The organism is Microlunatus speluncae, from assembly GCF_009299835.1.
GTDB classification, from domain to species: domain Bacteria; phylum Actinomycetota; class Actinomycetes; order Propionibacteriales; family Propionibacteriaceae; genus Microlunatus; species Microlunatus speluncae.
In genome coordinates this window covers 747,469-773,548 of record NZ_VKCZ01000014.1, presented here as the reverse complement: position 1 = coordinate 773,548, position 26,080 = coordinate 747,469, and the positions used below count along the sequence as shown (strand labels likewise).

24 protein-coding genes are annotated in these 26,080 nt (G+C 69.4%); 18 read left to right on the top strand and 6 right to left on the bottom strand.

Going from position 1 to position 26,080, the window contains the following annotated elements:
• Positions 1–48 precede the first annotated feature (48 nt).
• From FNH24_RS20395 to FNH24_RS20355, 10 genes are all read left to right on the top strand, one after another.
• The gene (locus FNH24_RS20395) at positions 49–459 is read left to right on the top strand and encodes a hypothetical protein (protein ID WP_152364021.1); all 411 of its coding nucleotides are present in this window, start codon (positions 49–51) and stop codon (positions 457–459) included.
• A 78-nt stretch (positions 460–537) separates the two neighbouring features.
• Complete coding sequence (locus FNH24_RS20390) at positions 538–996, top strand: hypothetical protein (RefSeq protein ID WP_152364020.1); 459 nt, start codon at positions 538–540, stop codon at positions 994–996.
• 124 nt (positions 997–1,120) lie between these two features.
• Positions 1,121–1,627, top strand: a complete 507-nt coding sequence (locus tag FNH24_RS20385) for a hypothetical protein (RefSeq protein ID WP_152364019.1) — start codon at positions 1,121–1,123, stop codon at positions 1,625–1,627.
• A 188-nt stretch (positions 1,628–1,815) separates the two neighbouring features.
• On the top strand, positions 1,816–2,271 hold the full coding sequence (locus FNH24_RS20380) for a hypothetical protein (protein WP_152364018.1): 456 nt from the start codon (positions 1,816–1,818) through the stop codon (positions 2,269–2,271).
• A gap of 103 nt (positions 2,272–2,374) precedes the next feature.
• Entirely contained in the window at positions 2,375–2,620 is a 246-nt protein-coding gene (locus FNH24_RS20375; protein ID WP_152364017.1) for a DUF7660 family protein, read from the top strand.
• A 275-nt stretch (positions 2,621–2,895) separates the two neighbouring features.
• Positions 2,896–3,267, top strand: a complete 372-nt coding sequence (locus FNH24_RS31555; protein ID WP_161606231.1) for a hypothetical protein — start codon at positions 2,896–2,898, stop codon at positions 3,265–3,267.
• A gap of 37 nt (positions 3,268–3,304) precedes the next feature.
• Positions 3,305–3,568: a S1 RNA-binding domain-containing protein gene (locus FNH24_RS31550; RefSeq protein ID WP_161606230.1), complete on the top strand. Its 264-nt coding sequence runs from the start codon at positions 3,305–3,307 to the stop codon at positions 3,566–3,568.
• A 150-nt stretch (positions 3,569–3,718) separates the two neighbouring features.
• The gene (locus FNH24_RS20365) at positions 3,719–3,973 is read left to right on the top strand and encodes a hypothetical protein (RefSeq protein ID WP_152364015.1); all 255 of its coding nucleotides are present in this window, start codon (positions 3,719–3,721) and stop codon (positions 3,971–3,973) included.
• Between the two features lie 202 nt (positions 3,974–4,175).
• Positions 4,176–4,562, top strand: a complete 387-nt coding sequence (locus FNH24_RS20360; RefSeq protein WP_152364014.1) for a hypothetical protein — start codon at positions 4,176–4,178, stop codon at positions 4,560–4,562.
• A gap of 173 nt (positions 4,563–4,735) precedes the next feature.
• Complete coding sequence (locus FNH24_RS20355; RefSeq protein WP_152364013.1) at positions 4,736–6,700, top strand: hypothetical protein; 1,965 nt, start codon at positions 4,736–4,738, stop codon at positions 6,698–6,700.
• Positions 6,701–6,711: 11 nt separating this feature from the next.
• On the opposite strand, the gene FNH24_RS20350 is transcribed toward FNH24_RS20355, so the two are convergent.
• Complete coding sequence (locus FNH24_RS20350) at positions 6,712–8,229, bottom strand: glycosyltransferase family protein (protein WP_152364012.1); 1,518 nt, start codon at positions 8,227–8,229, stop codon at positions 6,712–6,714.
• A 108-nt stretch (positions 8,230–8,337) separates the two neighbouring features.
• Here FNH24_RS20350 and FNH24_RS20345 point away from each other — a divergent pair, with 108 nt between their 5' ends.
• The 4 genes from FNH24_RS20345 to FNH24_RS20330 all read left to right on the top strand — a co-directional run bounded on the left by FNH24_RS20345 (position 8,338) and on the right by FNH24_RS20330 (position 19,026).
• Positions 8,338–10,242, top strand: coding sequence for a glycosyltransferase family 61 protein (locus FNH24_RS20345; protein ID WP_152364011.1), 1,905 nt, complete (start codon positions 8,338–8,340; stop codon positions 10,240–10,242).
• A gap of 115 nt (positions 10,243–10,357) precedes the next feature.
• The gene (locus tag FNH24_RS20340) at positions 10,358–13,957 is read left to right on the top strand and encodes a bifunctional glycosyltransferase/CDP-glycerol:glycerophosphate glycerophosphotransferase (RefSeq protein WP_152364010.1); all 3,600 of its coding nucleotides are present in this window, start codon (positions 10,358–10,360) and stop codon (positions 13,955–13,957) included.
• A 4-nt stretch (positions 13,958–13,961) separates the two neighbouring features.
• Positions 13,962–17,513, top strand: coding sequence for a CDP-glycerol glycerophosphotransferase family protein (locus FNH24_RS20335; protein ID WP_152364009.1), 3,552 nt, complete (start codon positions 13,962–13,964; stop codon positions 17,511–17,513).
• A complete protein-coding gene (locus FNH24_RS20330; protein ID WP_152364008.1) occupies positions 17,506–19,026 on the top strand; it encodes a CDP-glycerol glycerophosphotransferase family protein in 1,521 nt (506 codons plus the stop codon). The genes FNH24_RS20335 and FNH24_RS20330 overlap by 8 nt, the downstream gene beginning before the upstream one ends.
• 38 nt (positions 19,027–19,064) lie before the next feature.
• Here the strand turns inward: FNH24_RS20330 and FNH24_RS20325 are convergent, their stop codons facing one another.
• Positions 19,065–19,769 carry a CPBP family intramembrane glutamic endopeptidase gene (locus tag FNH24_RS20325; RefSeq protein ID WP_161606229.1) on the bottom strand — a complete coding sequence of 235 codons (705 nt, stop codon included), beginning with the start codon at positions 19,767–19,769 and terminating at the stop codon, positions 19,065–19,067.
• A gap of 91 nt (positions 19,770–19,860) precedes the next feature.
• On the opposite strand from FNH24_RS20325, the gene FNH24_RS20320 reads away from it, so the two are divergent.
• The gene (locus FNH24_RS20320; RefSeq protein WP_152364006.1) at positions 19,861–20,499 is read left to right on the top strand and encodes a TetR/AcrR family transcriptional regulator; all 639 of its coding nucleotides are present in this window, start codon (positions 19,861–19,863) and stop codon (positions 20,497–20,499) included.
• Positions 20,500–20,508: 9 nt separating this feature from the next.
• Here the strand turns inward: FNH24_RS20320 and FNH24_RS20315 are convergent, their stop codons facing one another.
• Entirely contained in the window at positions 20,509–21,219 is a 711-nt protein-coding gene (locus tag FNH24_RS20315) for a CPBP family intramembrane glutamic endopeptidase (RefSeq protein WP_152364005.1), read from the bottom strand.
• A 75-nt stretch (positions 21,220–21,294) separates the two neighbouring features.
• On the opposite strand from FNH24_RS20315, the gene FNH24_RS20310 reads away from it, so the two are divergent.
• Positions 21,295–21,921 carry a TetR/AcrR family transcriptional regulator gene (locus FNH24_RS20310; protein WP_161606228.1) on the top strand — a complete coding sequence of 209 codons (627 nt, stop codon included), beginning with the start codon at positions 21,295–21,297 and terminating at the stop codon, positions 21,919–21,921.
• Between the two features lie 7 nt (positions 21,922–21,928).
• On the opposite strand, the gene FNH24_RS20305 is transcribed toward FNH24_RS20310, so the two are convergent.
• From FNH24_RS20305 to FNH24_RS20295, 3 genes are read right to left on the bottom strand one after another with little or no spacing between them, the layout of a single operon-like run.
• Positions 21,929–22,807 carry an alpha/beta fold hydrolase gene (locus FNH24_RS20305; RefSeq protein ID WP_152364003.1) on the bottom strand — a complete coding sequence of 293 codons (879 nt, stop codon included), beginning with the start codon at positions 22,805–22,807 and terminating at the stop codon, positions 21,929–21,931.
• Positions 22,808–22,867: 60 nt separating this feature from the next.
• Positions 22,868–23,332 carry a hypothetical protein gene (locus FNH24_RS32000; RefSeq protein WP_217428318.1) on the bottom strand — a complete coding sequence of 155 codons (465 nt, stop codon included), beginning with the start codon at positions 23,330–23,332 and terminating at the stop codon, positions 22,868–22,870.
• A gap of 43 nt (positions 23,333–23,375) precedes the next feature.
• Complete coding sequence (locus FNH24_RS20295) at positions 23,376–24,800, bottom strand: MFS transporter (RefSeq protein WP_246186985.1); 1,425 nt, start codon at positions 24,798–24,800, stop codon at positions 23,376–23,378.
• 146 nt (positions 24,801–24,946) lie between these two features.
• Here FNH24_RS20295 and FNH24_RS20290 point away from each other — a divergent pair, with 146 nt between their 5' ends.
• Entirely contained in the window at positions 24,947–25,645 is a 699-nt protein-coding gene (locus tag FNH24_RS20290) for a TetR/AcrR family transcriptional regulator (RefSeq protein ID WP_152364001.1), read from the top strand.
• A 176-nt stretch (positions 25,646–25,821) separates the two neighbouring features.
• Positions 25,822–26,079, top strand: a complete 258-nt coding sequence (locus FNH24_RS20285) for a type II toxin-antitoxin system prevent-host-death family antitoxin (protein ID WP_152364000.1) — start codon at positions 25,822–25,824, stop codon at positions 26,077–26,079.
• Position 26,080 lies beyond the last annotated feature (1 nt).

Below are 26,080 nucleotides of genomic sequence, written 5' to 3'. Positions count from 1 at the left end.
ATATGGAAGAATGGTTGCGGTGGATGCCGTGGTGGAGGTGATCAAGAAATGATGAACGAAGAACTCTGGGCCGAAGCGTGGCGGGCCGTCGAGTCTGCTGTGTCCGAGGTGGCGTGGGAACTTTCGATCGCCAATCCGGACTTGCGCTGGAGGACGGGTTACTCGAAGCCGCAACCGGTGTTTCCGTTCCGGGGTTACGCGTCGGCTACTGCCGACAACCTCGCCGATGAGATCGAAGGGATCGAATTCACCGTCGATTGTCAACACGAGGGCGAACGTCTGCGAATTACCAGTGACATCTGTTACCCGGACGGCCGGATCATGGCCGAGGGACCGACGGTCTTGGAGCCGGAGGGTGTCCATCGATCTGCCTGGGTGCACGAGCAGTTCGAGGCGGCCGCAGAATTCCTCCGATCGAACAAGGCGATGTTGCGTGATCTCATTCGTGCCGCGGCCTGAGGTCCGGGGTCCAAGGGCTATGTATCCGTGGGGACCGACCAATACGAGATTCATGAACGCGGAGGTGTTCCCACACTGATGAGCATCCAGTTGCCGGGAATCAGCGGAAAGACCTGTGTCAAGGTAATCAAGATTCGACACCACTATCAGGGGCAAGTGGAATCTCCGCGCGGCCCCGTTCAATTCAACTGGAGTGACGGCAGCGTCACGACGATGGACTCCAAATCTGACCTCACGGTCGTGGTCACCGACCAGCCCTGGATCGACCCGTACGCCGAGGTTACCGGCGACGCAAGGGACCGACTGGAAGAAGAGGTTGGATTGTGGATGCCGACACCTGTCGATCGGGAGGATCCACTTCACGCTGTCGTCGGTAGGGTTGCGAGCGCAATCGAAGCGATTTCTGATTCGGCTGGACTTCTGATCGGTGCCATAGTCCGATTCGGGGATGTCCAGGTGAGTGCACGAATTGCTGACCTCGACGATTGGGACCTAGACGTTACCGTCGAGCGGGCCGGAGGAACTGAGAGACTGTGAGTTTACCCCCGTCGGCGGTGTGGAGCCGTAGTTAAGCGGTGTCCGCCTCGATCCGGAGACCACTCGGCATCGCGCCATCCAAATACTGCACTCCATCCGGATACTCAACCGATACGTTTCCCTCATGGGCATCGGGCGGAAGAACCTGGGCTGGCTGTTGGGCCGGCTGGTGTCCGACGCTGCGGCGGAGCGGGACGAGGCGGCGTCGGTGGTCCGCGACTGGGAGCCTTCGCTCGACGACTTCGAGCGCAGGGCCTTGATCCGGCAGTTGGCCCAGTTGGCTGGTGTCGAGGTCGACCCGGCAGCGCGAGCGTCGCAGCTGGACGCGATCGCGGAGATCTCCGGACCGGGCAGCAACACCCGGGGCGATGTGGAGCCGATCCTGCTCCTTCCCGTCGATGATCTTGCTCCGTCCGAACGGGTGTGGCTCGGGTGCATTCGGGATGATCTCGACGAGGCGGGCAAGTTCTGGATCGTGGAGTCATCGGTGATCAAGGCCGCGGTGGCCACGATTCAGCACGATCTTGTCCGGACTCATCCCGACCTGCGCTGGCAGTCGGCCTACGTCTGGCCGAGTTGCGGGACGACGGGCCTTCTGGAAGCCGAGGCCACCCGGGATGAGAATCTCTGAGATGTTGAGGCTTCCGGATCGACTCCCGACCTCATGATCAGCGACGAGGTGGCGCAGGTGCTGCCGCTACGGGTGATCGAGTACGCGATCACCAGCCCGTTCTTCAATGTCTTCGGCCAGGACTGGAGCCTGGCGATCAACTGTGACTGGTCGCTGAACCTCATCCGCCGGGCCCGAACTTCGAGATCGTGTCCCGGGAGCCGGGCCACGATTTCACCGCGGCGTTCCGGAAGGTCGTCCGGGCGACGGGACGGCGTACGCACTGGTCGCCGTTCGAGTTCGTCGACGCCTGGCGGACGTTCGTCCGCCAGGTTCGGGACGGCTACGACGGAGCACTGTATGAGTACCAGGACGAGCTGTTCCTCCGCGCGAGGCTGGAGGCGGCGCTGCGGAGCCGGACCCTCGACGCCTGGCCGGCCTGGCGTGACCTGCGGGCCGAATCGATCCGCATCAGGTTCGCTTCAGTCAGGACAACATCAAGGCGACGTTCAAGGATGGGCGATCAGTCGATGATCTTGCTGAGGGTCTCCGCAACGGTTCGATCAGGCCCGAGGACGTGCAGCCCATCCGTGTCGTTGACCGCGATGGAGTGCTTTACACCCTTGACAACCGGCGACTGGCAGCGTTCCAGCAGGCTGATATGAACGTGCCTGCCCGCATGGCAACACCGCAAGAGGTTGCGCGTGACGCGTTCAAATTCACGACAAAGAACGAAGGAACTTCGATCAGAATCAGGGGAGGCTGAGAATGGATCCGCAGAGTTTGCCTACGACGCGACTTGAGTTGGCTCAGTTTGTTCAAGGGCTTGCCCAGGCGTCTGAGGGCACGGATGAAGCCTGGGAGAATACCACCCTTCGCTCGTACCTCGATGGAATGTCGGGATGGATCGAAGATATGGACGGCTACTTTCAAGGGTTGGGGGAGGAGGTGCCGGATCATCCAACCTGGAGTCTGATTGCGATGATTCTGCTCGCCGCCCGGTCCTACGAATAGCGACTGAGGTTCGTACAGAGCAGGGCATCGGCTAGAACCTTCCATTAGGGACGAGTGGACTCCGCGGAAGATCTCACGCCTGATCAATTCGCCGAACAGCTCGGGCACATAAGGACGGTATAGCGTGCGCAGAATCATTCCACCGGAGGGCTTTGACGACTACGACTGGCGGCTCGTCGAGTCCAAGGGCTATCTAGATGACCTTGGCGTAGAACTTGATGGAGGAACCGGCTAGGGTGCTGGGCATGGAGGCCGTCTGCAGGATGCGCCATCCAATGGCTCTGCCCAAGCATCAGCGAAACCGGATCGACCAGTTCTCCGGGGATTATCCGATCACCGTCGGCCGGACCTACCTGGTCGGCGGCATGATGATCTCTGAGGGACGGCTGCTGTTCCTGGTGCGGGACGATGAAGGGGACCCGGTCTTCGTCCCTGCTGCCTTCTTCGACGTGGTGGCGCGGGAGGTGCCCAAGGGATGGATGTTCTCCTTGGCCGCCGGCAATCGGATCGCGGACGAGGAGCTGTGGAACTTTCCCGTCTCCGCGTTGTGGGGGTATCCGGAGTTCGTTCGGGAGGTCCGGCACATCGCCGATCTCGGTGAGGGCGATTCGCGGGCGCTGGCCGTGTTCGACAGGTATCTGCCATGACGTGCTGGCAAGGCATCGCCGGCAGGGGAGCGGCTGCGTGGTGATCAGCGGTGAAGAGCCGTCCCGGCTGGTCCGCGGGAGAGTCACCAGGCATGAGAACTACGGGTTCATGATCGACTTTGGCGAGGATCAGGAAGGTGTTGTGGTCATCACCATGATCGCCGATGATTCGGTGGCGAGCCCGGACTTCCCGAGGATCGGGTCCGAGGTTGAGGCGGTGCTGCTCGGTTACACCGAGTTCGGCGGCCAGCCGCGGCTCAGCGTCAGGCCGAAGGACATCGTGAAGGCCGTTGGAGGGTGACCGGCAGTACACCGGCCCGAGAGCAGCTGACGATCATGCTCGGCGGCTCAGAGGAGGTCGCCGGTCTGATCTTCTACCAGCGGCGGAGAGTTCGGGTGCCCGCTCGACCCCGACCTGCCACTGGTCGGCGCCACCGACGAGGAGTTGCTGTTGCTTCGGGCCTGGGCCGGAGAGCTGGCGGAGGCCGCGCTGTTGGACGTGCGGCTGGATGCCACGACCTCCGAGCTCTGGCTGCTGTTCGACTGTCGCGGAGCGCTGCAGATCGCGGAAGCCAACACGGCGGTGATCGCGGTCAACGGCGTCACGGCCTTCAGTTGGGAAGCCGAGCCACGGCACAGCCGGACCTGGCGAGTCGTCACGGGGTGTGGGTCCCGAGGGTGGCTGCAGGCCAGTTGGAGCTGGTAGCGGAAACGACGCCCGGTGTGCGGCTGCGGGTGGTCGGCACGGGTGCGGAATTCTATGTCGGCGACATCCCCGGAGGCGACGAACCGCCACCCGACTTCACCGGCGCTACCGATTCAGAGATTCGAGCCCGGTTGGCCGATTGGGAGTCGGAGTTCGATCTTGTCGGGGCATCGGCTCGGCCACCGACCAATATCTCGACCTCATGATCAGCGACGAGGTGGCGCAGGTGCTGCCGCTACGGGTGATCGAGTACGCGATCACCAGCCCGTTCTTCAATGTCTTCGGCCAGGACTGGAGCCTGGCGATCAACTGTGACTGGTCACTGAACCGCGGGGACGCCCGGCTCGCCGGGTGGGAGGACGAGGAGTTCGAGGTCGTGATCGCGGCGCTCAGGGGGAGGTCGATCGTCGAGATCAGGATCGGCGAAGACCTGCGGGATCCCGTGATCAGGTTCGACGACGGCACAGAGCTGGTGGTCCGGGCCGACACCCACCTCGACCCCTGGGTGTTGCGGGCCGAAGGGTTGAGTGTGGTGCTGGTCGGCGCGGGGCCGGTGGCCGACGCCCCGCCGCCGGGCCCGACCTTCTAGGTCATCATCACCGACGGTCCGTTGGTGCGCCCAGAGCAGGCATGGTGGGAGGCCCGGTTGCCGGCGCGGGCGGGCGCGGAATTCGTGGCGGAGGCGGCGCGGGTCTTCGGGGTGCGGCTGGACACGGTCGACGCCTGATCGTGGCAAGTCCCGGGAGCCCCTATCCTGGCGCGGTGTTTCGATGGAGCGAGCGTGGTGGGTACGACTGGCAGCTGATCGACCGGGCGGAGGACGCCACGGAGGTCGTGCTGGGGGCGACGCTCGCGTACGGGATGCTGGACGAGCCCGTGGCCGACTACGGCACGCTGCAACTGGTCGGCGGCCAGATCCGGGCCGAGCTCGGCCGGCCGACCGAGCTGGCCGGCGGCGGTGTCTCGGTGCCGGAAGGCATGGTCGAGATCAGCCAGGACACCCTGACCTTCGCCGTGCGCGGCCGGCCCGACGTGGCCGTCTCCACCTGGCGTCGGTTGGCCGGCTACTTCCAGGGCACGGTGCCGGCCGATCTCGCCGATCCGCATCCGGTGGACACGTTCGGCTGGACCCGGGACGCCGCCTTCCGCAGCGGCATGAACTCCTTCACGGTGTCCCTGCTCGACCTGCCGCCGATCGTGGTCGCCGCCGAGAAGGTCGACCGGCTGCGCCGGCACCTCGATCCGTCCGCCGGTCGGGTCCGGAGTGCGTTCTTCACGACCGACGAGTCGCTGGTCGGCGTCGAGGCGTTCGCCGCTCCGCCGGACGACCCGCGGCAGCAGTCGATCCCGGCCCCGGGCCGGGCTCGGGGAGCGGCCACGCCGGGCAGCCTGGGCGCTCCGCTCGGGCCGGTCCAGTTCACCGCGGTGGTGCCGCGGACTCGCACCGGGCTCGCGGCCGGGCTGGCGCTGCGGACGCATTTCGCCGAGGCGCTGACCTCGGTCGGCGGCACCGACCCGGGCACCGGTTGCGTGATCCACGAGTTCGGGGCCGACCGGTGGATCACCGTCGCCTGCGAGGGCGTACCGGCTCCGCAGCATCGGGACCGGGCGATCGCCCGCACCCTGGCCGCGCCGATCGCCGATGCCCGGTTGACTGCCGTGATCCTCGAGGTCGAGCAGTTGTCCGAGAGCCAGTGGGCCCGGAACCGTCGGGTCCTCGGGCTCCCCGAGGACGACGAGGCGCTGACCGTCCCCGGGGTCCGCAACGCGCTCGGGGCCGCGCTGAACACGGTGCACATCACGTCGCTGCTGGGCCCGGACGACCGCAGCGTGTCCGTGCTGCCCGGCTACCCGGAGCTGATGCCCGAGCTGCCGGAGGAGCGGGGGCAGAAGTTCAGCTCCTGGCTCGCCCACTCCGCGCTCAGCGGCGGGCCGAGCACCGTCCGGCTGGGCGATCGCACCCTGCTGACCGACGTCCCGGCCGAGACGCTGGGCGAGCCGGCCGAGCGCAACGTGATCGATCTCGACGCAGTCGCCGTGATCATCGAACACAGCCCGACCAACCTGGCGATCTTCGACGCCTCGGGCCGCGGCGTCGACGTCGACACCGGGCAGCTGCGTCGCGGCGGCAAGCTCAAGGAGCTGCTGGATCGACGGCTCGCCGGCGTGCCGCGGATCAGGCTCACCGAACAGCCCGAGCAGTCGGAGCCGACCCCGGAACAGCGCCGGACCACGTCGACCAAGCGTCGGTACGTGATCGGGGCCATCATCGCCGCGGTCGCCTTCAGCGCAGTGATCAGCATCGGGATCGTGCAGAGCGCCACCCGCGCGCGGCCGGTCACCGCCCGCGTCGCCGAGGGGCAGACGGTGGAACTGGCCAGCGGGACCGCACTCACCGCCAGCGGGATCGAAACCCGCGCCGACGGCCAGGACCTCATCGTCAGCACGTCGGTCCGGATCTGCGCCGGCGGCGACCTCAACGCCGCCCGCGGCACCGACCCCGCGGTCCAGCGCGCGGTCGGCCCGGCCAACTTCGCGCTGCATTCCCAGGACGGGATGGCGGGGGAGCGGACCGACGGCGGCGGGCCGCAACTCGTCGCCACGACCCTGCCCGAGGGCGAGTGCGCCGACGGCGACCTGACCTACCGGATCCGCGACACCGGCAGCCCGCTGGCGTTCAGCTACAGCAACCCGTTCGGCGACGACGTCGTCTGGTACGACCAGTGAGCCGGCTGCGGTCAGATCCGGCCGCGGAGTGACCGGTTGACCCTGCGGTAGAAGGCACGGGCGGCCGGGTTGTGCGAGAGGCGCCGGGCGGTCGGCTCGAGGAAGCCGGGGATCCGGTGGCGCAGTTTGGTCAGCACGGTCGGCGGCGGCTTCGGCCGACTCCGGGTCTGCGATCGGGACGGCTCCGGCGCCGGCACGGTGACCGGCCGCGGTCGGCGTACCGGCGGAGTCGGAATGATCACCATCGACCCGGACGGCTCGATCCGCAGGGTCAGCCCGGTCTCGGCCGGTCGGGCACCGCCGAACGCGGCCGACAACGGCTGGGTGCCGGCCAGCCCGGACAGGAAGCACTCGATCCGGGCCTGACCTTCGGCGCAGACCAGGGTCGCCGGCGCCGAATCGTGCCCGTGCAGCCGGCCCCGGATCCGGGCCTCGCCGGTGACCTGCAGGTCGGGCACCATCAAGGTCGCGAGCGATCCGCGCCGGCTTTCCGTCACCTCGGCCCCGTCAGCCGGCAGCGCGCCGACCACCGGATACCGGGTGGCGCCGATGTCGACGGCCAGGCCGTCGGCGTGCCGGGCCACGGCGACCAGGGTGCCGTCGAGCACGGCCGAGGGGGCCGCCGCGGCGGGGATCCGCAGTCGGCAGCCGGTGTGATCGGGGCCGATCACCGAGATCCAGAGCTCCCAGACCCCGTCGGCCAACGGGCCACCCAGGGCGGCGTGCAGCGGATCGAGCTCGGTCCGCGCCACTCGGACCTCGGCCGTCGGATCGACCGGCGTCGGCGCGTCCGTGGGCAGCCAGAAGTCCAGCCCGGTCGCCGGATGATGCACGGCGAACCACAACTGTTGATCATGCAGCCGGCGGCCGCTCGTCAGCGCCGAGTCGGTCCGCAGCGTCACCTCGACCCGCAACCGCCCGTCGACCCATTCCGCGGCCACCCCGGAGCGGGTGATCGGCGGAGTGTTGGACAGATGCGGATCCAGATAGAGGCTCGGGTAGTCGGCCAGCACACCGCCGCGGCGGGTGTGCCGCCGCGGATCGGTCAGCACCGCCGTGCGGTACAGCACGAACGGTTCCGGCCGGTCCGGCGCGTCACCGGTCCAGACCGCGTTGTCGATGAACAGGCCGTCGAGGATCCCGGCCGCGCTGCGATAGGTCACCCGGCCGGTCAGCCGGTCCAGATCATGCTCTTCGGCATACCGGGTCAACCGCTCCAACGCCTCGGGCAGGACGCGGGCCCGGCGCTCCATCACGCTCGGCCCGAGCACCAGGGTCCAGTCACCGGACGCCAGCGCCGCGGCGCCGTGCTTCGACGCCTCCGGTGGGCCCTCGTTGTGATGGATGACCACGTTGGGCCGGTTCTGGGCGTACCGGTCGAGACGGCGCGCCAATTCGCCGCTGCCGGTGGCCAGGATCACTTGGATCTGGGCGGCCGGCAGCGTCTGGGCGTCAATGGACGCCAGGGTGGCGGACAACTCCTGAGGTGGGCGGTCCGCATACACCACAACCGAGACGGAGCGAGACATCACTCTCACCTTACTGTTGTCGTCGGGGTCGGAGTGCCGCGAAGGGCATTAATGGGACACGGAAGGCCCCAATTGGTCATGAATAGTCCGTTACGGATGAGGAGTCCGGTGGAAAGGTCACGTCAATCCGATCAGCCGCGCCGCGGGGCCCGGCTGAAGCGACTCGGTCGCCGGTACGCCCCCGACTGGCTCAAGGACGCCTATCGTTCCGCCCGCGGCGGCAAGCCGGCGCCGGCCGGCAACGGTGCGGCGACGACCGATTGGGTCACCCGGGCCGTGGAACTCGGCTGGCAGCCCGACCAGCAGACCCGACGTTTCCTCAAGCAGGCCGAGAGCGCGCTGGCCAAGGCCAAGCCGAAGCGGGTCGTGGTGTTCACCGACCGTGACTCGGCCGCGTTCGGCCGGCTGGCACGGCAGGCCTGGCCGGCGGCCACCGTCGTCCAGGTCGCGCCGGCGGACCAAGATCACGACGGCCGGCCGGACGACCGGCTGCGGCTGGTCGTCGGTGCCGACGACTCCGTGGTGCACGCCGAGCTGACCGCGCTCGGGCCGTACCAGTTGATCATGGACGCCACCCTCGATCCGCCGGCCGAACGGCTCCGCCGGTTCCGCCGGGTCTGGTTCCATCTGGCGGCCCGCGGCCGCTACATCGTCCGCAGCGTCACCGCCGGCCTGGCGGGCGCCGCGGACCGGACGAAGGCCCCGTCGGTCTGGACCTTCCTGAGCCGGGTGGTCGATGATCAGGCCCGCGGCCGGTACGCCGACATCGACGGCCTGGTGCCCAGCCCGGCCAAGGACGAGCAGGCGATCGCCGAGTCGGTCCGTCGGATCGGTTACGACGACGAGTTGTTGATCATCACCAGCACCGGCCCGGCCCTGCCGAAGCTGCGCGAGTGGGAGATCGGCCGGGTGTTCGAGGCCCGGCCGGAGCTCGGCCGGGTGCTGACCCGGCTGCCGGCCCGGTCCTTCGCCCGGGTCGGGGACCTGCGCTGCAACCATGATCGCCACGACCTCCGGTTCGCCACCGAATACCAGGTGCCCGAGGTCCAGCTGCGCGAGTACGACGACGTGCTGGCCGGCCCCCATCAGGTGCTGCTGTCGCAGGAGCTGGTGCTGCCGGACACGTTCCGCCATTTCACCCATCCGCGGTTGAAGAGCCGGTTCCTGGACGACCTGCACCCGCTGTTCGCCCGCTATCCGCGCAAGCTGACCGATGCCAAGGAGCTCTCCGGCAGCTACTTCTATCTGTCCTCGGAATGGCCGCGGCACTTCGGCCACATCATGACCGAGCAGCTGTCCCGGCTGTGGGCCTGGTCGATCGCCAAGCAGCGGTATCCGGACCTCAAGGCGCTGCTGCCCCTGCCCGGCGGGCACAACGAGCTGGCCCCGTTCGAGCGGGACGTGCTCGGCGCGGTCGGCATCCCCCCGGAGGACTTCGTGTCACCGAAGGGCGTGCTCCGGGTGGAACGGCTGCTGTCGGCCACGCCGATGCTGGTCAACCCGACCTACGTCCACCCGGAGCTGCCCGCGGTGTGGCGCCGGGCCGGGGCGCACCTGATCGCGCGGGCCCAGCAGCGGGAGTGGCCGGCCAAGGTCTTCATCTCCCGCCGGTCCAACTACAAGCGGGCCTGTCACAACCTGTCCGAGGTGGAGGAATTCTTCGTCCGACACGGCTTCACCGTCCTCTATCCGGAGGACTACGACGTGGCCGAGCAGGCGATGATCTTCGACTCGGCCGAGCTGATCGCCGGCTTCGCCGGCAGTGCGCTGTTCAGTTTGATCTTCTGCGCCGAGCCCAAGCGGGTGATCATGATCTCGTCGGAGTCCTACACTGCGCGGAACGAATACATGATGGCGTTCGCGATGGGGCACCGGGTGCGCCTGGTCTGGTGCGACCCGGACATCGCGCAGCCGGAGCAGGGCTGGGACGGCAAGGCGTTCGCGTCCGGGTTCAGCGTCGACTTCGACCGGGACGGCGAATTCCTGAGTGACGCGGCGACCGCGGACTGGTGACCCCCGGTGACCAGGGTCGGCGTGGGCCACTCGTCCTGAGGATGCGGTGTCACTTACACTGACGCGTCGTCATGGCACGCGTGAATGGACCTCGCGGAGACTGAACAGGAGCAGAGTGCAGGCACGCAAGCTTTTCAGCCGGATCGCCCGGCGGCTTCCGAACCGCCTGGTCCGAGCGGTCAAGGAGAGCCCGATCGGGCCGATGCTGTGGCGGCGGCTGCCGGGGCCCGAGTTGAGCGTGATCGTCCCGGTCTACAACGTCGAGGACTACCTCGGTGCCTGCCTGAACAGCCTGCTGCGCCAGACGCTGAAGCGGCTGGAGATCATCATCGTCGACGACGGTTCGACCGACGGCTCGGCCGCGGTGATCGCCGCGTACGCCGCGAAGGACCGGCGGATCAGGGTGATCCGGCAGGCCAACGCCGGCCTGGGCGCGGCCCGCAATGTCGGCATCGCCGCCGCGACCTCGCCGCTGATCACCTTCCTCGACTCCGACGACACGATCCCGCAGCGGGCGTACCAACGGATGGTGGACACGTTGCGCCGGACCGGCTCCGAGTTCGTGGTCGGCTCGGTCCGCCGGTTCAGCCACGGCAGGTCGTCCACGCCGGCCTGGGTGGACAACGCGCACCGCGAGGAGCGGCTGAAGATCACGATCGACGAGTTCCCGGACGCGATGCAGGACGTGATCGCCTGCAACCGGATGTTCCGGCGCGACTTCTGGAACGCCAGGGTCGGGCCGTTCCCGGAGGGCATCGCGTACGAAGATCACGTGCCGATGGTCACCGCCTACCTGCGGGCCACCTCGTTCGACCTGCTCAGCAGCACCACCTACAACTGGCGGATCAGGGAGGACCAGACCTCGATCGGCCAGCAGAAGCACCAGACCGCCAACCTGCGGGACCGGGTCTCGGTCAAGGACCAGGCCTGGGAGGTCGTGACGGCCGAGGCGTCGCCCCGGGTCGCCGCCGCCTGGCTGGGCCGGGTGCTGGACCTCGACCTGTCGCTGTTCGTCGAGTACGGGGTCACCGCCGACGAGGAGTACCGGGCGGTGCTGCAGCGGGCCTGCCAGCGCTTCCTGGCTCGCGCCGGAGACGCGGCCTGGTCGCAGGTCCGGGTCGAACGCAAGCTGCGGGTGCATCTGGCCGCGGAGGGCCGCTGGGTCGACGCCGGCCGGGTGATCGAGTTCTTCCGGCTGAACGGTGCGCTGCCGCAGACGACGGTCGTCGACGGCCTGGTGCTGGCCGAGCTGGCGATCGCCGCGGAGCTGGACCTGCCGGACGAGCTGTACCGGCTCAGTGATCATCAGAGCGCCCTGTCGGCCTGCATCGCGCGGACCGACTGGCTGCCCGACGGCCGCCTCCGGATCGAGGGCTGGGCCTTCGCCCGCGGCGTCGACCTGACCGAGCACGACGAGGAGATCACCGCCTACCTGAAGGATCTGACCAGCGGCCACCGGGTCCCGCTCGAGGTCGGCCGGTTCAGCCGCGACTACATCACCCGGTGGGCGAACCATCCCAACCAGCGCTACGACTCCGCCGGCTTCACGACGGTGATCGACGTCGACGCTCTGGTCACCGACCGGGATCCCGCGGAGACCCGGTGGCAGTTGCGGATCCGGACCAGCAGCCGCGGTGTCGCCCGCGAAGGCGCGGTGCACGGCCTGATCCGGATCGGCCAGGGCAAGATGAACGCGGCCCGGGAGCTGGCGTCCGGCGACGTGACGTACCGGATCGTCCCGGTCTGCGACCCGAAGGCCGGCTTCGTCTTGCACATCCGGCCCGATCGGTGGCGGGCGGTGCGGCTGGCCGCCACCGGGCGCCGACTGACCGGCCAGGTGCGACTGCTGCGGCCGGGCCGGCCGGCGCGCGAGCTCGTGCTCACCCGGAACGCGCAACAGGTCGTGCTGGCGAAGCTGGAGCCGCGTCCGGACGGCGACTACGGGTTCTCGGTCGAGCTGCCGGAAACGTTGCCGCCGAGCAGTAGCTGGGAGGTGCGGGTCCGCGACGCGAGCCGGACCGAGCGGCGTCTGTCCTGGCCGGCGGAGGCTGAGGTCGGGACCGAGCTCGGCGGCTTCGGCCCCGGGTCCTCCCGGTGGACGCGGACACCGCGCGGCTACGTCACGCTGAGCACCGCGCCGGTGGTGCTGCGGGCCCACGCCGTGGCCGCGGACGGCAACCGGCTGCTGGTCGACGTCACGCTCAGCGGCGCCGATCCGTCGGTGCTGGCCCGGGCCTATCTGCATGCGGCGAAGGCCAACGTCACCACGTCGTCGGTCGAGGATCTCGGCACGGGCCGGCACCGGCTGGTGTTCGAGTCGGCGGCGTCGAGCTGGGGGAGCCCGACGGCGTATCCGCTGCCGGCCGGCAGCTACGGCATCCGGCTGCCCTGGCAGCTCGACGAGGACGGTGCGGACTCGACCGTCAACTGCCTGTACGACCTGGCCTGGCTGCCCGAGCTGCCGTACGAGCTGGTGACCGAGCGGCACCGGGTCACCGTGGCGCGGCGGGTCGGGTCGCCGGTGCTGACCATCGGTCTGCGGGCCCCGCTGGCGGAGCGCGAACTGGGCCGGGTCGCCCAGCGGCGGCTGGCCGCGCGGGAGTGGTCGGAGGAGCCGCTGGAGCAGGTGTTCTTCCAGTGCTACCGGGGCGAGTTCGCCACCGACAGCCAGCTCGCCATCCATCAGGAACTGCGCCGGCGGGGGACCGAGCTGGATCTGGTCTGGGGCGTGTCCGACCTGTCGGTCGAGCTGCCGGAGGGCGGCCGACCGGTGATCATCGGCAGCGCCGACTGGTACGAGGCGATCGCCCGGTCCCGGCATCTGTGCAACAACATCGACTTCGACCGGTTCTTCCGCCGGCGGCCGTTCCAGCGGTTCCTGCAGACCTTCCACGGCTACCCGTTCAAGTCGATGGGGATCTCGTTCTGGCGGGCCAAGGGCTTCCCGGAGGATCTGATCGACGTCGAGTGCGAGCGCCGCAACGCTGCCTGGACCTCGATCCTGGTGCCGTCGGAGTTCTGTGCCGAGCTGTACCGGCGGGAATACCGCTATGAAGGCGAGATCCTGGTCACCGGGTATCCGCGGAGCGACGCGCTGATCGACCCGGATCCGGGGGAGCGGGCCCGGGTGCTGGGCCGGCTCGGCGTCGACCCGGCCAAGAAGGTGATCTTGTACGCGCCGACCTGGCGGGACACCAGCGCGACCGGCGCCTGGACGGCCCGGTTCTTCGATGCGCTCGACATCGAGCGGCTGGCCGAGGAGCTGGGCGACGATTACGTGATCTTGCTCCGCGGCCACAACTACAACCTGCGCCACGGCGATCTGGAACACCTGGCCGCGACGGTGCTGGACGTGACCCGCTATCCGGAGATCAACGACCTGACCCTGGCCGCCGACGTGGCGATCCTGGACTACTCGTCGCTACGCTTCGACTGGGCGCTGACCGGCAAGCCGATGATCTTCTTCGTGCCCGACCTGGACGACTACCTGGGCGCCCGGTCGGCCTTGTACGACTGGGGTCCGACGGCGCCCGGGCCGCAGGTGCGGGAACTGCCGGAGCTGGTCGACTGGCTGCTCCGGCTGGAGGTGGTGGAGAAGGAGTACCGGTCCGACATCGCGCGGTTCAACGCCGAGTACAACGGGCTGCACGACGGCTCCGCCGGCCGGCGGGTGGTCGACGCCAACTTCTCGGCCGACGTGGTGGCAGGAAGGTGATTCGGTGAACCGGACGACCGAGCAGGTGCGCTGGAGCATCGAGGATCCGCTGCTCGCCGCGCTGCCGCTGTTGCTCGCCTGGTTGGTGCGGTCCGGCTGGCTGCCGGGCTCCGCCGGGGCCGGTCTCGCCGCTGCGGTGATCATCGTCGCTGCGGTGACGATCGGGGTGGAGCAGCAGCTGGCGTACCGGCGGGAGGAGCTGACCCCGGTCGGCAGTCGGCAACTGCCCCGGGTCGCGCTGGTCGCGACGGTGGCGGTGCTGCAACCCACGGCGTCTGAGGGGATGGGCGGACCGGCCGCGGCGCTCGGCTCGTCGCTGGCCATGTTGATCATCATCGCCGGCCTGATCCTGGAGCCGGCGGTGGCCCGGGGCGCGGCGTCCCGCTTCGTCTTCGTGCACAACCTGCCGGGCATCACCCCGCTGCCGCCGGTCAACCGGTCGCTGCCGCTGCTGGTGCTGTGGGCCAGCTTGGCCGCGACGATCGTCGGCGCCGGGTTGGGCTGGCTCGGCCGGTCCGAACTGATCATGATCGGCCCCTGGCTCTGGGTGCTGGCGTCGTTGCTGCCGGCAGCGGTGCTGGCCGGCTACCTGCTGTGGATCGGCCGGCGGATCAAGCGGCACCAGGCGATCGAGCGGGACCTGGCCGACGCCGTCGCGGCCTACGCCCCACGGTTCCTGATCTACACCGGGCGGCCGGACGACGCGTCCTACCAGGTGACGATGTGGCTGCCGTACCTGAAACGAGCCGGGCTGCCGTTCCTGATCGTCGCCCGGGACGAACTGCCGGCCCGGATGCTGGCCGAGCTGACCGACGTGCCGATCGTGGTCCGGCGCACCATGGGCGGGCTGGACGATGTCGTCGCGCCGTCGCTGCAGGCCGCGTTCTACGTCAACGCGTCGTCGGGCAACGGCGCCTTCATCCGCTACGGGCATCTTGATCACGTCTATCTGGGCCACGGCGACTCGGACAAGCCGCCCTCGTACAACCCGACCCACGCGATGTACGACCTGATCTTCGCCGCCGGCCCGGCCGCGACCCGGCGCTACGCCGACCACGGCGTCCGGATCCCGGCCGACCGGTTCCGGGTCGTCGGCCGCCCCCAGGTCGAGGCCGTCGAGGTAAGCCCGACAGCGCCCAGCCGCTTCGAAGGGCAGGCCCGATCCTCCCTCGATCCCGACCGTCCGGTCCTCTACGCCCCGACCTGGCGCGGTCACGTCACCGAGACCCAACTGTCCTCGCTGCCGGTCGGCCTGAAGATCATCGAGGCGCTGCTGGCCCGCGGCCGCACGGTCATCTTCCGGCCGCATCCGTTCTCGTACCACTATCCCGAGGACACGGCGCAGCTCGAACGAATCCAGCGGTTGCTGGCCGAGGACGCCGCCCGGACCGGTCGGCAGCACGTCTGGGGCCCGGCGGCCGAGACCGAGCGCACGGTGCTGGACTGCACCAACGAATCCGGCGCCATGATCGCCGACGTCTCGGCCATCGTGTCGGACTACCTCTACTCGTTGAAGCCGTTCGCGATGGTCGCGGTGCCGCCGGGCGACTTCCGCCGGCAGTATCCGATCGCCCGCGGTGCCTACGTGCTCGACGGCGACCTGGCCAACCTCGACCTGGTCCTGGACGATCTGCTCGGCGCCGACCCGCACGCGGCGGTCCGGGCCGAGATCCGCGCCGACTACCTCGGCGACTTCCCCACCGAGCGATATGCCGACGCCTTCGTCGACGCGGTCCGCGAGGTGAGCAGCGCGGAGACGTCGGCCCACGCCGGCCGCGGCCTGGCCGAGCCGGACGAACCGTCCCGGCCGAGCCGCCGGGCCAACCTGAAGCGGCAGGTGTCGTCGCTCGCCGGCGGTGCCGTGGCCGGTGGACTGGCCGCGCTGGCGTTGGCCGCCGACCTGCTCGATGCGCCCGCCCTGGTGTCGGTGCTGCCGGCGCTGGCCGCGCTGGTGCTGATCGGCTGGTTGCGGCGCACCAGGCTGCCCGATCCTGCGCGCTGGGATTCGCTGCTCACCTTCGCCGCGCCGGCCCGGCTGCTGTTGGCCGTCGGCCTGGCCGTGGTCGTCGGTCCCGGACCGACCACCGTGCTGACCCTGATCGCGATCACGCTGTGCATCGCCGCCGAGGCCGCGATCAAGCGGGGCTGGGGCCGGCAGGGGGTTGAGGTGGCCAATCTGCCCGCGCTGCGGGCCGAGGTGGCCCGGCCGCTGGTCTGGCAGCTGACCTGGCCCGGCTCGTTGGTCGTGATCACGCTCGGCTGGCTGACCTGGTGGACCCCGGTCGGCGGCTGGCTGACCCTGGTCGCGGCGGTGGCGTTGCTGGTGATCACGCTCGGCGGGCTGATCTTGACCGCGATCCGGGTGCACCGGGTGGTGTCGGCCGAGGAACACCTGCCCCAGGTGGTCGCCGACCTCGCGCCCCGGTTCGCGGCCTACTTCGCCTCGCCGGTCGGTGGCCGCTACCAGCTGGGGATGTGGCTGCCGTACTTCGACCGGCTCGGGGTGCCGTACGTGATCATCACCCGCGATCTGAAGATGCAGCGGGAGATCGCCGCGATCGCGTCGGCGCCGGTGATCTACCGGCAGACACTGGGCAGTCTGGAGGAGGTGATCGTGCCGTCGTTGACCACCTGTTTCTACGTCAACAACGCGGTCAAGAACACCCACTTCATCGAGCGGCGCGAGCTGACCCACGTCTGGCTCAATCACGGCGATTCGGAGAAGCCGGCCTGCTACAACCCGGTGCACGCGATCTATGACCTGATCTTCGCCGCCGGCCAGGCCGGCATCGACCGGTATGCCCGGCACGGGGTGGAGATCCCGGCCGAGAAGTTCCGGATCGTCGGCCGGCCCCAGGTCGAGCTGATCAAGCGCGCCGAGGTCTCGATCGCCGAGCTGACCGCCACGGCCGGGTCCCGGCCGACGGTGCTGTACGCGCCGACCTGGCAGGGTTCCTTCGCCGACACCCGGGTCTATTCGCTGCCGGTGGGGGAGCAGATCGTGGAGGCGCTGCTGCGCCGTGGGCTCCGGGTGATCTTCCGGGCCCATCCGTTCAACTATCGCTATCCGGCGGCCGTCGAGTTGATCAAGAAGATCCAGGCCCGGCTCGCCGCCGACCCCGGGGCCGATCATCTGTGGGGCAGCGCCGCCGAGCAGGAGCTGACCGTCGAGGACTGCTTCAACGCCTCCGACGCGATGATCTCCGACGTGTCGGCGGTGGTGTCGGACTACCTGCACAGCGACAAACCGTTCGCGATCGTCTCGGTCGGCCGGACCCCGGAGGATCTGCTCCGGGACGCGCCGGCGGCCCGGGCGGCCTACGTGATCGAGGACGACCTGGCCAACCTGGAGCCGGCCCTGGACGACCTGCTCGGCGCCGACCCGCGCAGCCCCGAACGGTCCGCCACCCGGGTCTACTACCTCGGTGACTTCCCGGCCGATCGCTACGCCGACGGCTTCCTCGACCGGGCCCGCGCGGTGATCGACCATGCCGATCATCCGTTCCCTGTGCCTGTCGAAGGGCAAGTCCCGATGATCACTTCCGATCATGGTTAGCCTGCTCCGCCGGGCCGCGCCGGATCTGGCCCTGGCCGTCGCCGCCGGGCTGCTGGTGATCATCGTCGTCCAGCTCCGCGCCTTCGCCCCGGGCGTCGTCTCCGTTCCGGCCCTGCCGGTGTTCACCGGCTACGGCCTCGGCCTGTTGGCGGTGATCATGGTCGCGGTCAGCGGACCGCTGGCCCGCGCCGGGTCGCGGCCACTGCTGAGCACGGTGGCGCTGCCCGGTCGCCCCGATCCGGGCCGGCCGGTGACCCGGACCATCACCCGGACCGCCGCCGGCCTGATCGTGCTGGTCTGTGGTCTGGCCGCGGCGGTCGGGACTGCGCCGGTGATGATCATCACCGGCATCGTCGGGGTGCTGTTCGCCGGCCTGCTGGTGATCATGGTGCGGCGCCGCAACGCCACTGTCGGTCACCGCGCCGCCGTCGCTGCGGCGCTGACCGACTACGCGCCGCGACTGATCATCTACACCAGCCGCGAGACCGGCGGCGCCTATCAGCTGGCGATGTGGCTGCCGCTGCTGGAGCGGCTGGGGGAGCGGTTCGTCGTCGTGGTCCGGCACCCGGCCGCGCAAGCCTGGGCCGCCCGGCTGACCTCGGCCCCGGTGATCAGCGCCCCGCTCGCCGCCGACCTCGACGCGGTGATCGTGGACACGCTGCGGGTCGCCTGTTACGTCAACGTCGTCGGCGGCAACGCCAACCTGATCGGCTACCGCTCGCTGCGGCACGTCTATCTCGGCCACGGCGATTCCGACAAGGAAGCCTCGATCCATCCCACGCACACGATGTTCGACCGGATCTTCGTCGCCGGGCCGGCCGCCCGGGACCGCTACCGCCAGGCCGGCTTGATCATCCCGGACGAGAAGTTCGTGATCATCGGCCGGCCGCAACTCGCCGCCGTGACCCCGGCCGCGACGCCGATCGGCGAGGTGGCCGAGCCGACCGTGCTGCTGGCGCCGACCTGGCGCGGCTACAACACCCGGACCGACCTCAGCTCGCTGCCGTCCTGCCGCACGCTGGCCCGGGCCCTGGTCCGGCGCGGCGCCGCCGTCGCCTTCCGGCCGCATCCGCTCAGCTGGGAGAACGCCGACGAACGCGCCTTGATCAACGAGGTGGACGCGCTGCTGCAGCGTGACCGCACCACCTCCGGCCGACGACACCGGCTCGCCGCCGAAGGCCGCCGGGACCCGCTGGTCGAGGCCTTCAACGCCACCGACGCCCTGATCACCGACGTCGGCGGCCTGCTGGTCGACTACTTCGCCACCGGGAAGCCGTACGCGGTCACGTTGTCCCGCACCAACCCCGAGCCCCCGCCGACCGCCGGCGCCGGCTACTTGATCACCGCCGATCGCCTCGCCGCCGGCGACCTCGACGAACCCCTCGATCTCCTACTGCGCACCGACCCCAACGTCGACCGCCGGCGCATGGTCGCCGAGCACTACCTCGGCGGCAGCGCCCCCTCCACCGAGCAGTTCGACACCGCCATCCGCTACTTGTTGGCCGGCACCTGACCCCGTCGTTCCTGGATCCGAGGTGCCATGGCTACCCGTCATGCTACGAGGAGGAAGCCGACGTTGCTGATGCCGTTGTACATCACGTGCACGATGACGCACGTCCAGATGGAGCCGCTGCGGCGGAAGAGGATGGCGTTGACGATGCCGACGACGAGAGCGATCGGCAGGATCAGGTTGAACCCGTGCACGACGGCGAAGATGATCGCGCTGAGGAAGATGCCGGCCCAGGCGCCGTATCGCCACAGCACGTTGGCGACGACGCCTCGGAAGAACACCTCCTCGCCGAGCCCCGTCAGCCCGGCTCCGAGGACGAGAGTCACGGCGAGCGACAGAGGGCTACCGCTGGCTGCGGCCTGGTAATCGGCTTGCGGGGTGTCGTTGCCGAAGAGGGCGATGTAGGCCAGAGCGACGAGCTGATTCACCCAGTAGACGCCGATGCCGGCCGCGATGGCCACTGCTACCCACTTCCAGCTCGTCGTGCGGAAACCGAAGGAAGCCAAGGACAGCCTCCGGACCAGGATCGCGGCGACGAGCGCGAGAACGCCCGTCGCACCGGAGACGAAGTAGCTGATCCACCCGCGCAGCTCGCCCAGCTCGGAGGGGACGCTGTCGATCCACCAGATGCCGAGGGCCAGGGTGAGGGCATAGACGGCCGCGCCCACGCTGAGCTCCGGCCAGCCTGGGCGTGCCGTCGTGCGGTCGGATGCCCGAGGGGTACTTGCTGTGGTGATGGCATTCATGGGTCTACTCCCTGTCCCGTGGTGCGATAAGTACGCTGTACCGCACACCGTACCGCACGATGTGCGGTACGGTGTGCCATACTCTTGAGCCATGAGCGAGAGCACGCGCCAACGCATCCTCCAGGCCGCGATAGAACTAGCCAGGGAGAAAGGGCTCGGCGCCCTGTCCGTACGATCTGCGGCCGCGGCGGCGGGCGTGGGTCCGACGACGCTGCGCAACTACTTCCCCACCCAGGCGCTCCTGCACAGCGCGGTCACGGCGGAGTTTGTCTCTGTCTCAATGAGCGACCGGAACATCGCCGACTCGTCACTCCCTGCCGCGCAACGGCTCGCCGAGTGCCTGGAGCAGTTCCTCCCGTCAAAGCGGGACCCAATGGCAGCACTGGAGGGGTGGATGGAGTACTACCGGCTGTCGTTCGGTCCCGACGCGGCCCACGGGGTGCGCGACGTGCTCGTCAACGGCCGGCGCTCGTCGGCCAACGCCATCGAACGGTGGCTGCTCCTGCTCAGAGAAGAAGGTCATTCCCTACCGGCGGTAGTGACCGAGCAGGCGACGATGCTGCTCGCGCTGATCGACGGCCTGCACCTGGCGATGCTGACCGAACCTGAACGCCTCGACGTGCCCGCCGCACAGCAACTGCTTCGTACCTTCATCGCCACGTCGGTACTCGTCGAGACCGATGCACCGACAGGGCGGAGCGGCCGAGCCCGGTCACGAGGGAGTGCGTGATGGAGGTGATCAGGCGGCGGAGGTGAGAAGTTGGGAAACGATCGTGCCGAGGGAGTTGTTCACGACGTGGACGACCACCCCGGGCCAGATCGACCGGGAGCGCACCGTGAGCACGCCCGCGATCAGCCCAACGATGAGTGCAGGGACGAGCGCCAGGTTGATGCCGTGTGCCACCGCGAAGATCACTGTGCTGACGGAGACCGCCAGGACGGAGCCATAGCGGGTGAGAGCGTTGGTGAGTACGCCACGGAACGCGAACTCCTCTCCGGCCCCGGTGAGTAGTCCGAGCAGAACCAGCTGCAGCGCGAGGGATGCCCCACCGGCGCGGGCGGCGTCCTGGTAGGAGCCTTGTGGATCGACGAGTGCGTCACCTGTGAGAGCCACAACGACAATGACGACGAGTCGTGAGAGTGCGACCGCGGCGACGCCCAAGGCGAGACCGGCGAGCAGCCAACGCCAGGAGACGCGGCGCACCCCGAACGCTCCCCACCTGCGACGCCGGATCACGAACGCCGCACCGAAGGCCGCGAAACCGAGAAGCCCCGACAGCGCCGCCAACAGCTGGCCCCGGAGGGCCGCGTCCCCGGCGGCCAGATCGGTCAACACCGGCGGAAGCAGGAACAACAGCCCCGCGTACGTCACCGCGGCAGCCGCAATCTCCGGCCACCCCGGATGAGCATCCGCCAAGGTGCGTGCGTCCGACGATGTCGGCATGACCATCTCCCTCCTGAAGTCACTAAGTGACTACTGTCACTTAGTGGCACATTAGTCCATCGCCGGGCTTATAGTCACTATGTGACAGACAGGGTGGTGCCAATAGATCTTCGTCGCCGCTCAGATGCGCGGCTGCAGGTGTCTCGTCTGGCGGCGGAATTGTTCTGGCGTGATGGGGTGTCGGCCACCCGCGGCGAGGACATCGCCGCTGCGGCGGGGATCGCCACGCGCACGCTCTGGCGCTACTTTCGTTCCAAAGAGGCGTGCATCGAACCGGTCCTGGTGGAGTCCGGGCGCCGGTTCATGGCCGTCCTCGCCGCCTGGCCCCTGAATGCGAGTCTCGAGGAGTTCTTGGAGTCGTCGCGCCAGCCGGGACCGGTGGTGTACACCGTCGACGACGTGCGCGCGATGAGAATGGTTCGGCTGGGGTTCGACGAACCCGCTCTGCGCAGTTCCTGGTTGGTGGTGTGTGATGACGCGGAACGTCAGTGCGCTCAGCTTTTCGGGGAACGGCTCGGCCAGGATGAGACAAGCCGGGAGGTGAAGCAGATCGCAGCCTCGGTGGCTGGTGCCGTTCGGGTGCTGAATGACTCGCTCAGTGTCGACTTCGTCGACCGAGGCGTAACGCCCGACGGCCGGGACGTGCTGGGCATGCTTGCGCGGGCGGTCCGGGACGGGAGCAGCGGCCGCATCGGGCCCGCTGTGTGAGCGCAGGTCACAGGGGCGGCTCGGGCAGTGTTTCGAGCCAGGGGAGGGCGGCGGCCAGGAACCGTTCCGGTTCCTCCACCTGGACCCAGTGACCGCAGTCGTCGATCATGATCAACCGAGCGTGCGGCATCAGGGCCGCGGCCTGCTGCGAGCCCCGCGGGTCGACGATCGGGTCGTCGGCGCCGTGCACGATCAGCGTCGGAGCCGTGATGGTGGAGACCACCGGCAGCAGGTTGTTGATCATGCGGTTTCGGGCGAAGGTGGCCTGGTTGTAGCGTCCGTACGCGATGCCGCCGCCGGGGCGCCGGGCCTCCCGGGTGAACTCCTCGACCACCGCCGCGGGCAGCCGCTCGGGATGCCGGACGATCGCCCGCAGGGCCTGCTCGGTGAAGCGGCCGGCGATCCGGGCCAGTGGGAGCAGCACCGGATCGGGCAGCCGGGTGCCGAGCCAGGCGATCAGGTGCAGCGGCCGGCTGCGGAAGATCGGCACCAGACCGCCCGGCGCGATCAGCACCAGTCCGGCCACCCGGTCCGGCGCCAGCAGAGCGAGATTCAGCGCGACGTCGCCGCCCATCGACACCCCGAAGACGATCACTCGATCGATCCCCAGCCGATCCAGCACCATGATCACGAACCGGGCCAGCTCGACCGGCCCGCCGACCGGCTCGAGCGCGGTGCCGCCGAACCCCGGGAGATCGATCGCGACCGGCTGCCACGCCTCCGCCAGCGGACCGAGGATCCCGCCCCAGGAGATCGCCGCGTTGTCGGTGCCGCCGCCGTGGATCAACAGCAGCACCGGCCGGTCCGGCCGCCCGGCGCGGAGCACCCGGGCCGGGCCGCCGGCGATGTCGACGAAGGTCTCGGTCACCTGATCGGGTAGTTCCATCCGCCGATTCTTCCAGCCCGGTTCAGGTCCCGGTGAGCCACCAGAACCACCCGGCCCTCGTCATGGCCGGCCCGCTCGCACCGGGCGTGGGGCGCGCCACAACTGGACGACGATCGCCAGCCCGGCCACGCACGGCAGCACGCCGAGCCAGCCCAGCAACGGCGGCAGCCCGGTGTCGCCGGACGTGTCGGTGATCATGAGGTTGGTCAGGGACACCGCGCCGGCGAGCAGGAAGATCACGGTCGCCAGCCACCGGGCCCAGCCCTTGCCGGTCGCGACCGCCCAGGTCGTGACCGACCAGAACAGGACGCCGAGCACGCCGAGGACGGAGAGGTAGACCAGATAAACCGAGGCGGCCGCGTCGATGTCCGCCGGCGCCAGGGCGGGGTAGCCGGACCGGAGGTGGCTCCGGAGCTCGTTGCCGGCGAGATGATCGACATAGAGCACGATCAGGGCGACCAGGGTCAGGCCGAGACCGGCGAACAGGGTGGCCAGCGGCGCGCGCCGGGAGGTGGTGGTGGACATGGAGAGTTTCCTTCCGAGGTTGGGATTCCGGGATTTCGGATGATCAAGGACGGGTGGGGTCCGGCGTTACCGTCGTCGCGGCGGCCGGCTCGACGGCGTCCGGTTCGGCCCGGCGGCGGGGCAGCACGATCAGCGCGATCAGGACCGATCCGGCGAGCAGCACCGCGGCCAGGGTCAGGCCGAGGGCGTACCCGCTGCTCAGGGCGGCCGGGTCGATCAGGTCCCCGGTCCGCCGCTGCGCCGCGGTGCCGAGGACGGCCAGGCCCAGCGCGGCCCCGAGTTGGCGCGAACTGTTCAGCAGTCCGGAGGCCGTACCGGTTTCCGCGGCGGCGACACCGGCCGTGGCCGTCGAGACCATCGGAGCCAGGCACAGGCCGAAGCCGATGCTGACCGCCAGCGACGGGCCGAGCACGTCCCCGAGGAACGAGCCCTCGGCGCTGATCAGGCCGAACCAGGCGAACCCGACCGCGGTCAGCAGTCCGCCGCCGATCATCAGCGTCCGCGGCGCGATCCGGTAGCCGAGTTTGACCGCGATCGCCGAGCCGATGATCACGCCGATCGCGAACGGCAGCAGGGCGAGTCCGGACTGCGCCGGCCCGTAGTGCAGCACCCGCTGCAGGTAGAGCGAGACGAAGTAGAAGGCCGATGCCATCGCGGCCCCGAGCAGCAGGTTGTACGTGTTCGCCCCGGCGACCGAGCGATTGCGGAACAGGCCCAGCCGGATCAGCGGGTCGGGCCCGGCGGGATCACGTTCCAACCGGCGCTCGACCAGCACGAACGCCACCAACAGCGCGACCGCGACCGTCAGCGTGATCGCCGTGACCGGGGAGGCCCAGCCGACCTGGTCGGTGCGGACCACACCGAACACCAGGGTGGTCATCCCCGCGGTGCCGAGCACCGCACCCAGCACGTCGGGCCGGCTCCGCGGGCCGGCGGCGGTCTCGGTGCGGGCGATCCCGACCCCGACCAACGCCAGGGCGACCAGGGCCATCGGCACATTGACGAACATCACCCAACGCCAGCCGGCGTACTCGGTCAGCAGCCCGCCGATCAGCACCCCGAGCGCACCACCGGCGGCGTTGACGGCACTCCAGACGCCGAACGCGCGGACCCGCGGCCGGCCGCTGGGGAAGGTCGAGGTCAGCAGCGACAGGGCGGCCGGAGCGAGGGCCGCGGCGCCCAGTCCCTGCACCGCTCGGGCCGCGATCAACTGGCCCGCCTGCAGGGCGAAGCCGCCGGCCAGGGAGGCCAGGCCGAACACGGCCAGGCCGAAGATCAGCAGCCGTTTGCGGCCGAGCAGGTCGGCCGCCTTCCCGCCGAGCAGCAGCAGCCCACCGAAGGCGAGGGCGTACGCGTGGATCACCCAGGTCAGGTCGGCGCCGACGAAGCCGAGCCCCGCGGCGATCTGGGGGAGACCGACGTTGACCACCGACAGGTCGAGCGACACCATGAACTGCACGACGGCCACGGCAGCCAGTGTGATGCCGGCTCGAGAGTTATTTCGGAACATGTTCCTAAATTAGACCGGGCCGGTCGATCGGGGAGTCCGGAAGGCACCTGAGCCGACCCTGATTGCCGTCCGGGTGTCGGGACCGGAGACGGCATGATGGACCCGTGGCCACCCCGACCAGCCCCCACCGCCGAGCCGGCCGGCCGCCGGCGACCTCGTTGCCGGCGATCCTGGCCGCGGCCCGGACGCTGATCGACCGGGACGGCTGGGAGCGGCTGACCATCCGCGGCCTGGCCGCCGAGCTCGGCATCGGCGCCACCACGCTCTATCACCACGTCCGGGACAAGGACGACCTGCTGGTGCACCTGCTCAACGAACTCGCCGCGCGGACGCCGCGACCGGAATTGCCAAGTGACCCGCGGGACCGGATCGTCGTCGCTGCCGTCGCCGGCCACGACCTGCTGGCCGCCTGGCCCTGGGCGGTCGAGGTGATCACCAACGACGGCTACCTCGGCCGGCTGGACGAGTCGGCCGCCTGGACCTCGGAGGCGATCGTCGCCGGTGCCATCGACGCCGGCTGCACCCTGGATCAGGCCGTCTACCTCTTCCGCAGCATCTGGTTCTACACGGTCGGCGAGATCCTGGTCCGCGCCCACTCACCCGGCGGCGTCGACCTCAGCACCTACCCCGACGGCACCTTCTTCCACGGCGCCGACATGGCGAAGCTGCCCAACCTCGCCGCCATCGGGAACGACTGGATCGAGATCGAGAACCGCGACACCTTCCGGCCGGGCCTGGAAGCCTTCGTCGACGGCCTGCTCGCCCAAGCCCGTGCCGGCACCGACCACAAGCCGGCCGGCTAGATGTCCGATCCGATGGGCCAGTGGGCGCTGGCCGCCTGGCCGGACCGGGAGGTCACCGTCATCCATCGGACCCGCACAGTCACCCCCTGACCCCTCACGAGCGAAGCCGGCGCAGAGCGTTGAGATCGGCCCGTCGGGGACGTACAGTTTTCTGTACGTACATCGAGAGGGTCGCCATGAGGACCATGAGCTATACCGAGTCACGCGCTCGCTACGCCGAGGTTTTGGACTCCGTGGTCGACGACCGAGAAGAAGTGATCGTGACTCGGTCCGGTCATGAGCCAGTGGTGATCGTCTCCCTGGCCGACTACGAGTCGTTGCGGGAGACGGCCTATCTGATGCGTTCCCCCGCGAACGCTCGCCGGCTGCTCGACGCCATGGAGCGGCTCGAGTCCGGGAGCGGGGAAGTGCGCGACCTGATCGACACGGATTGAC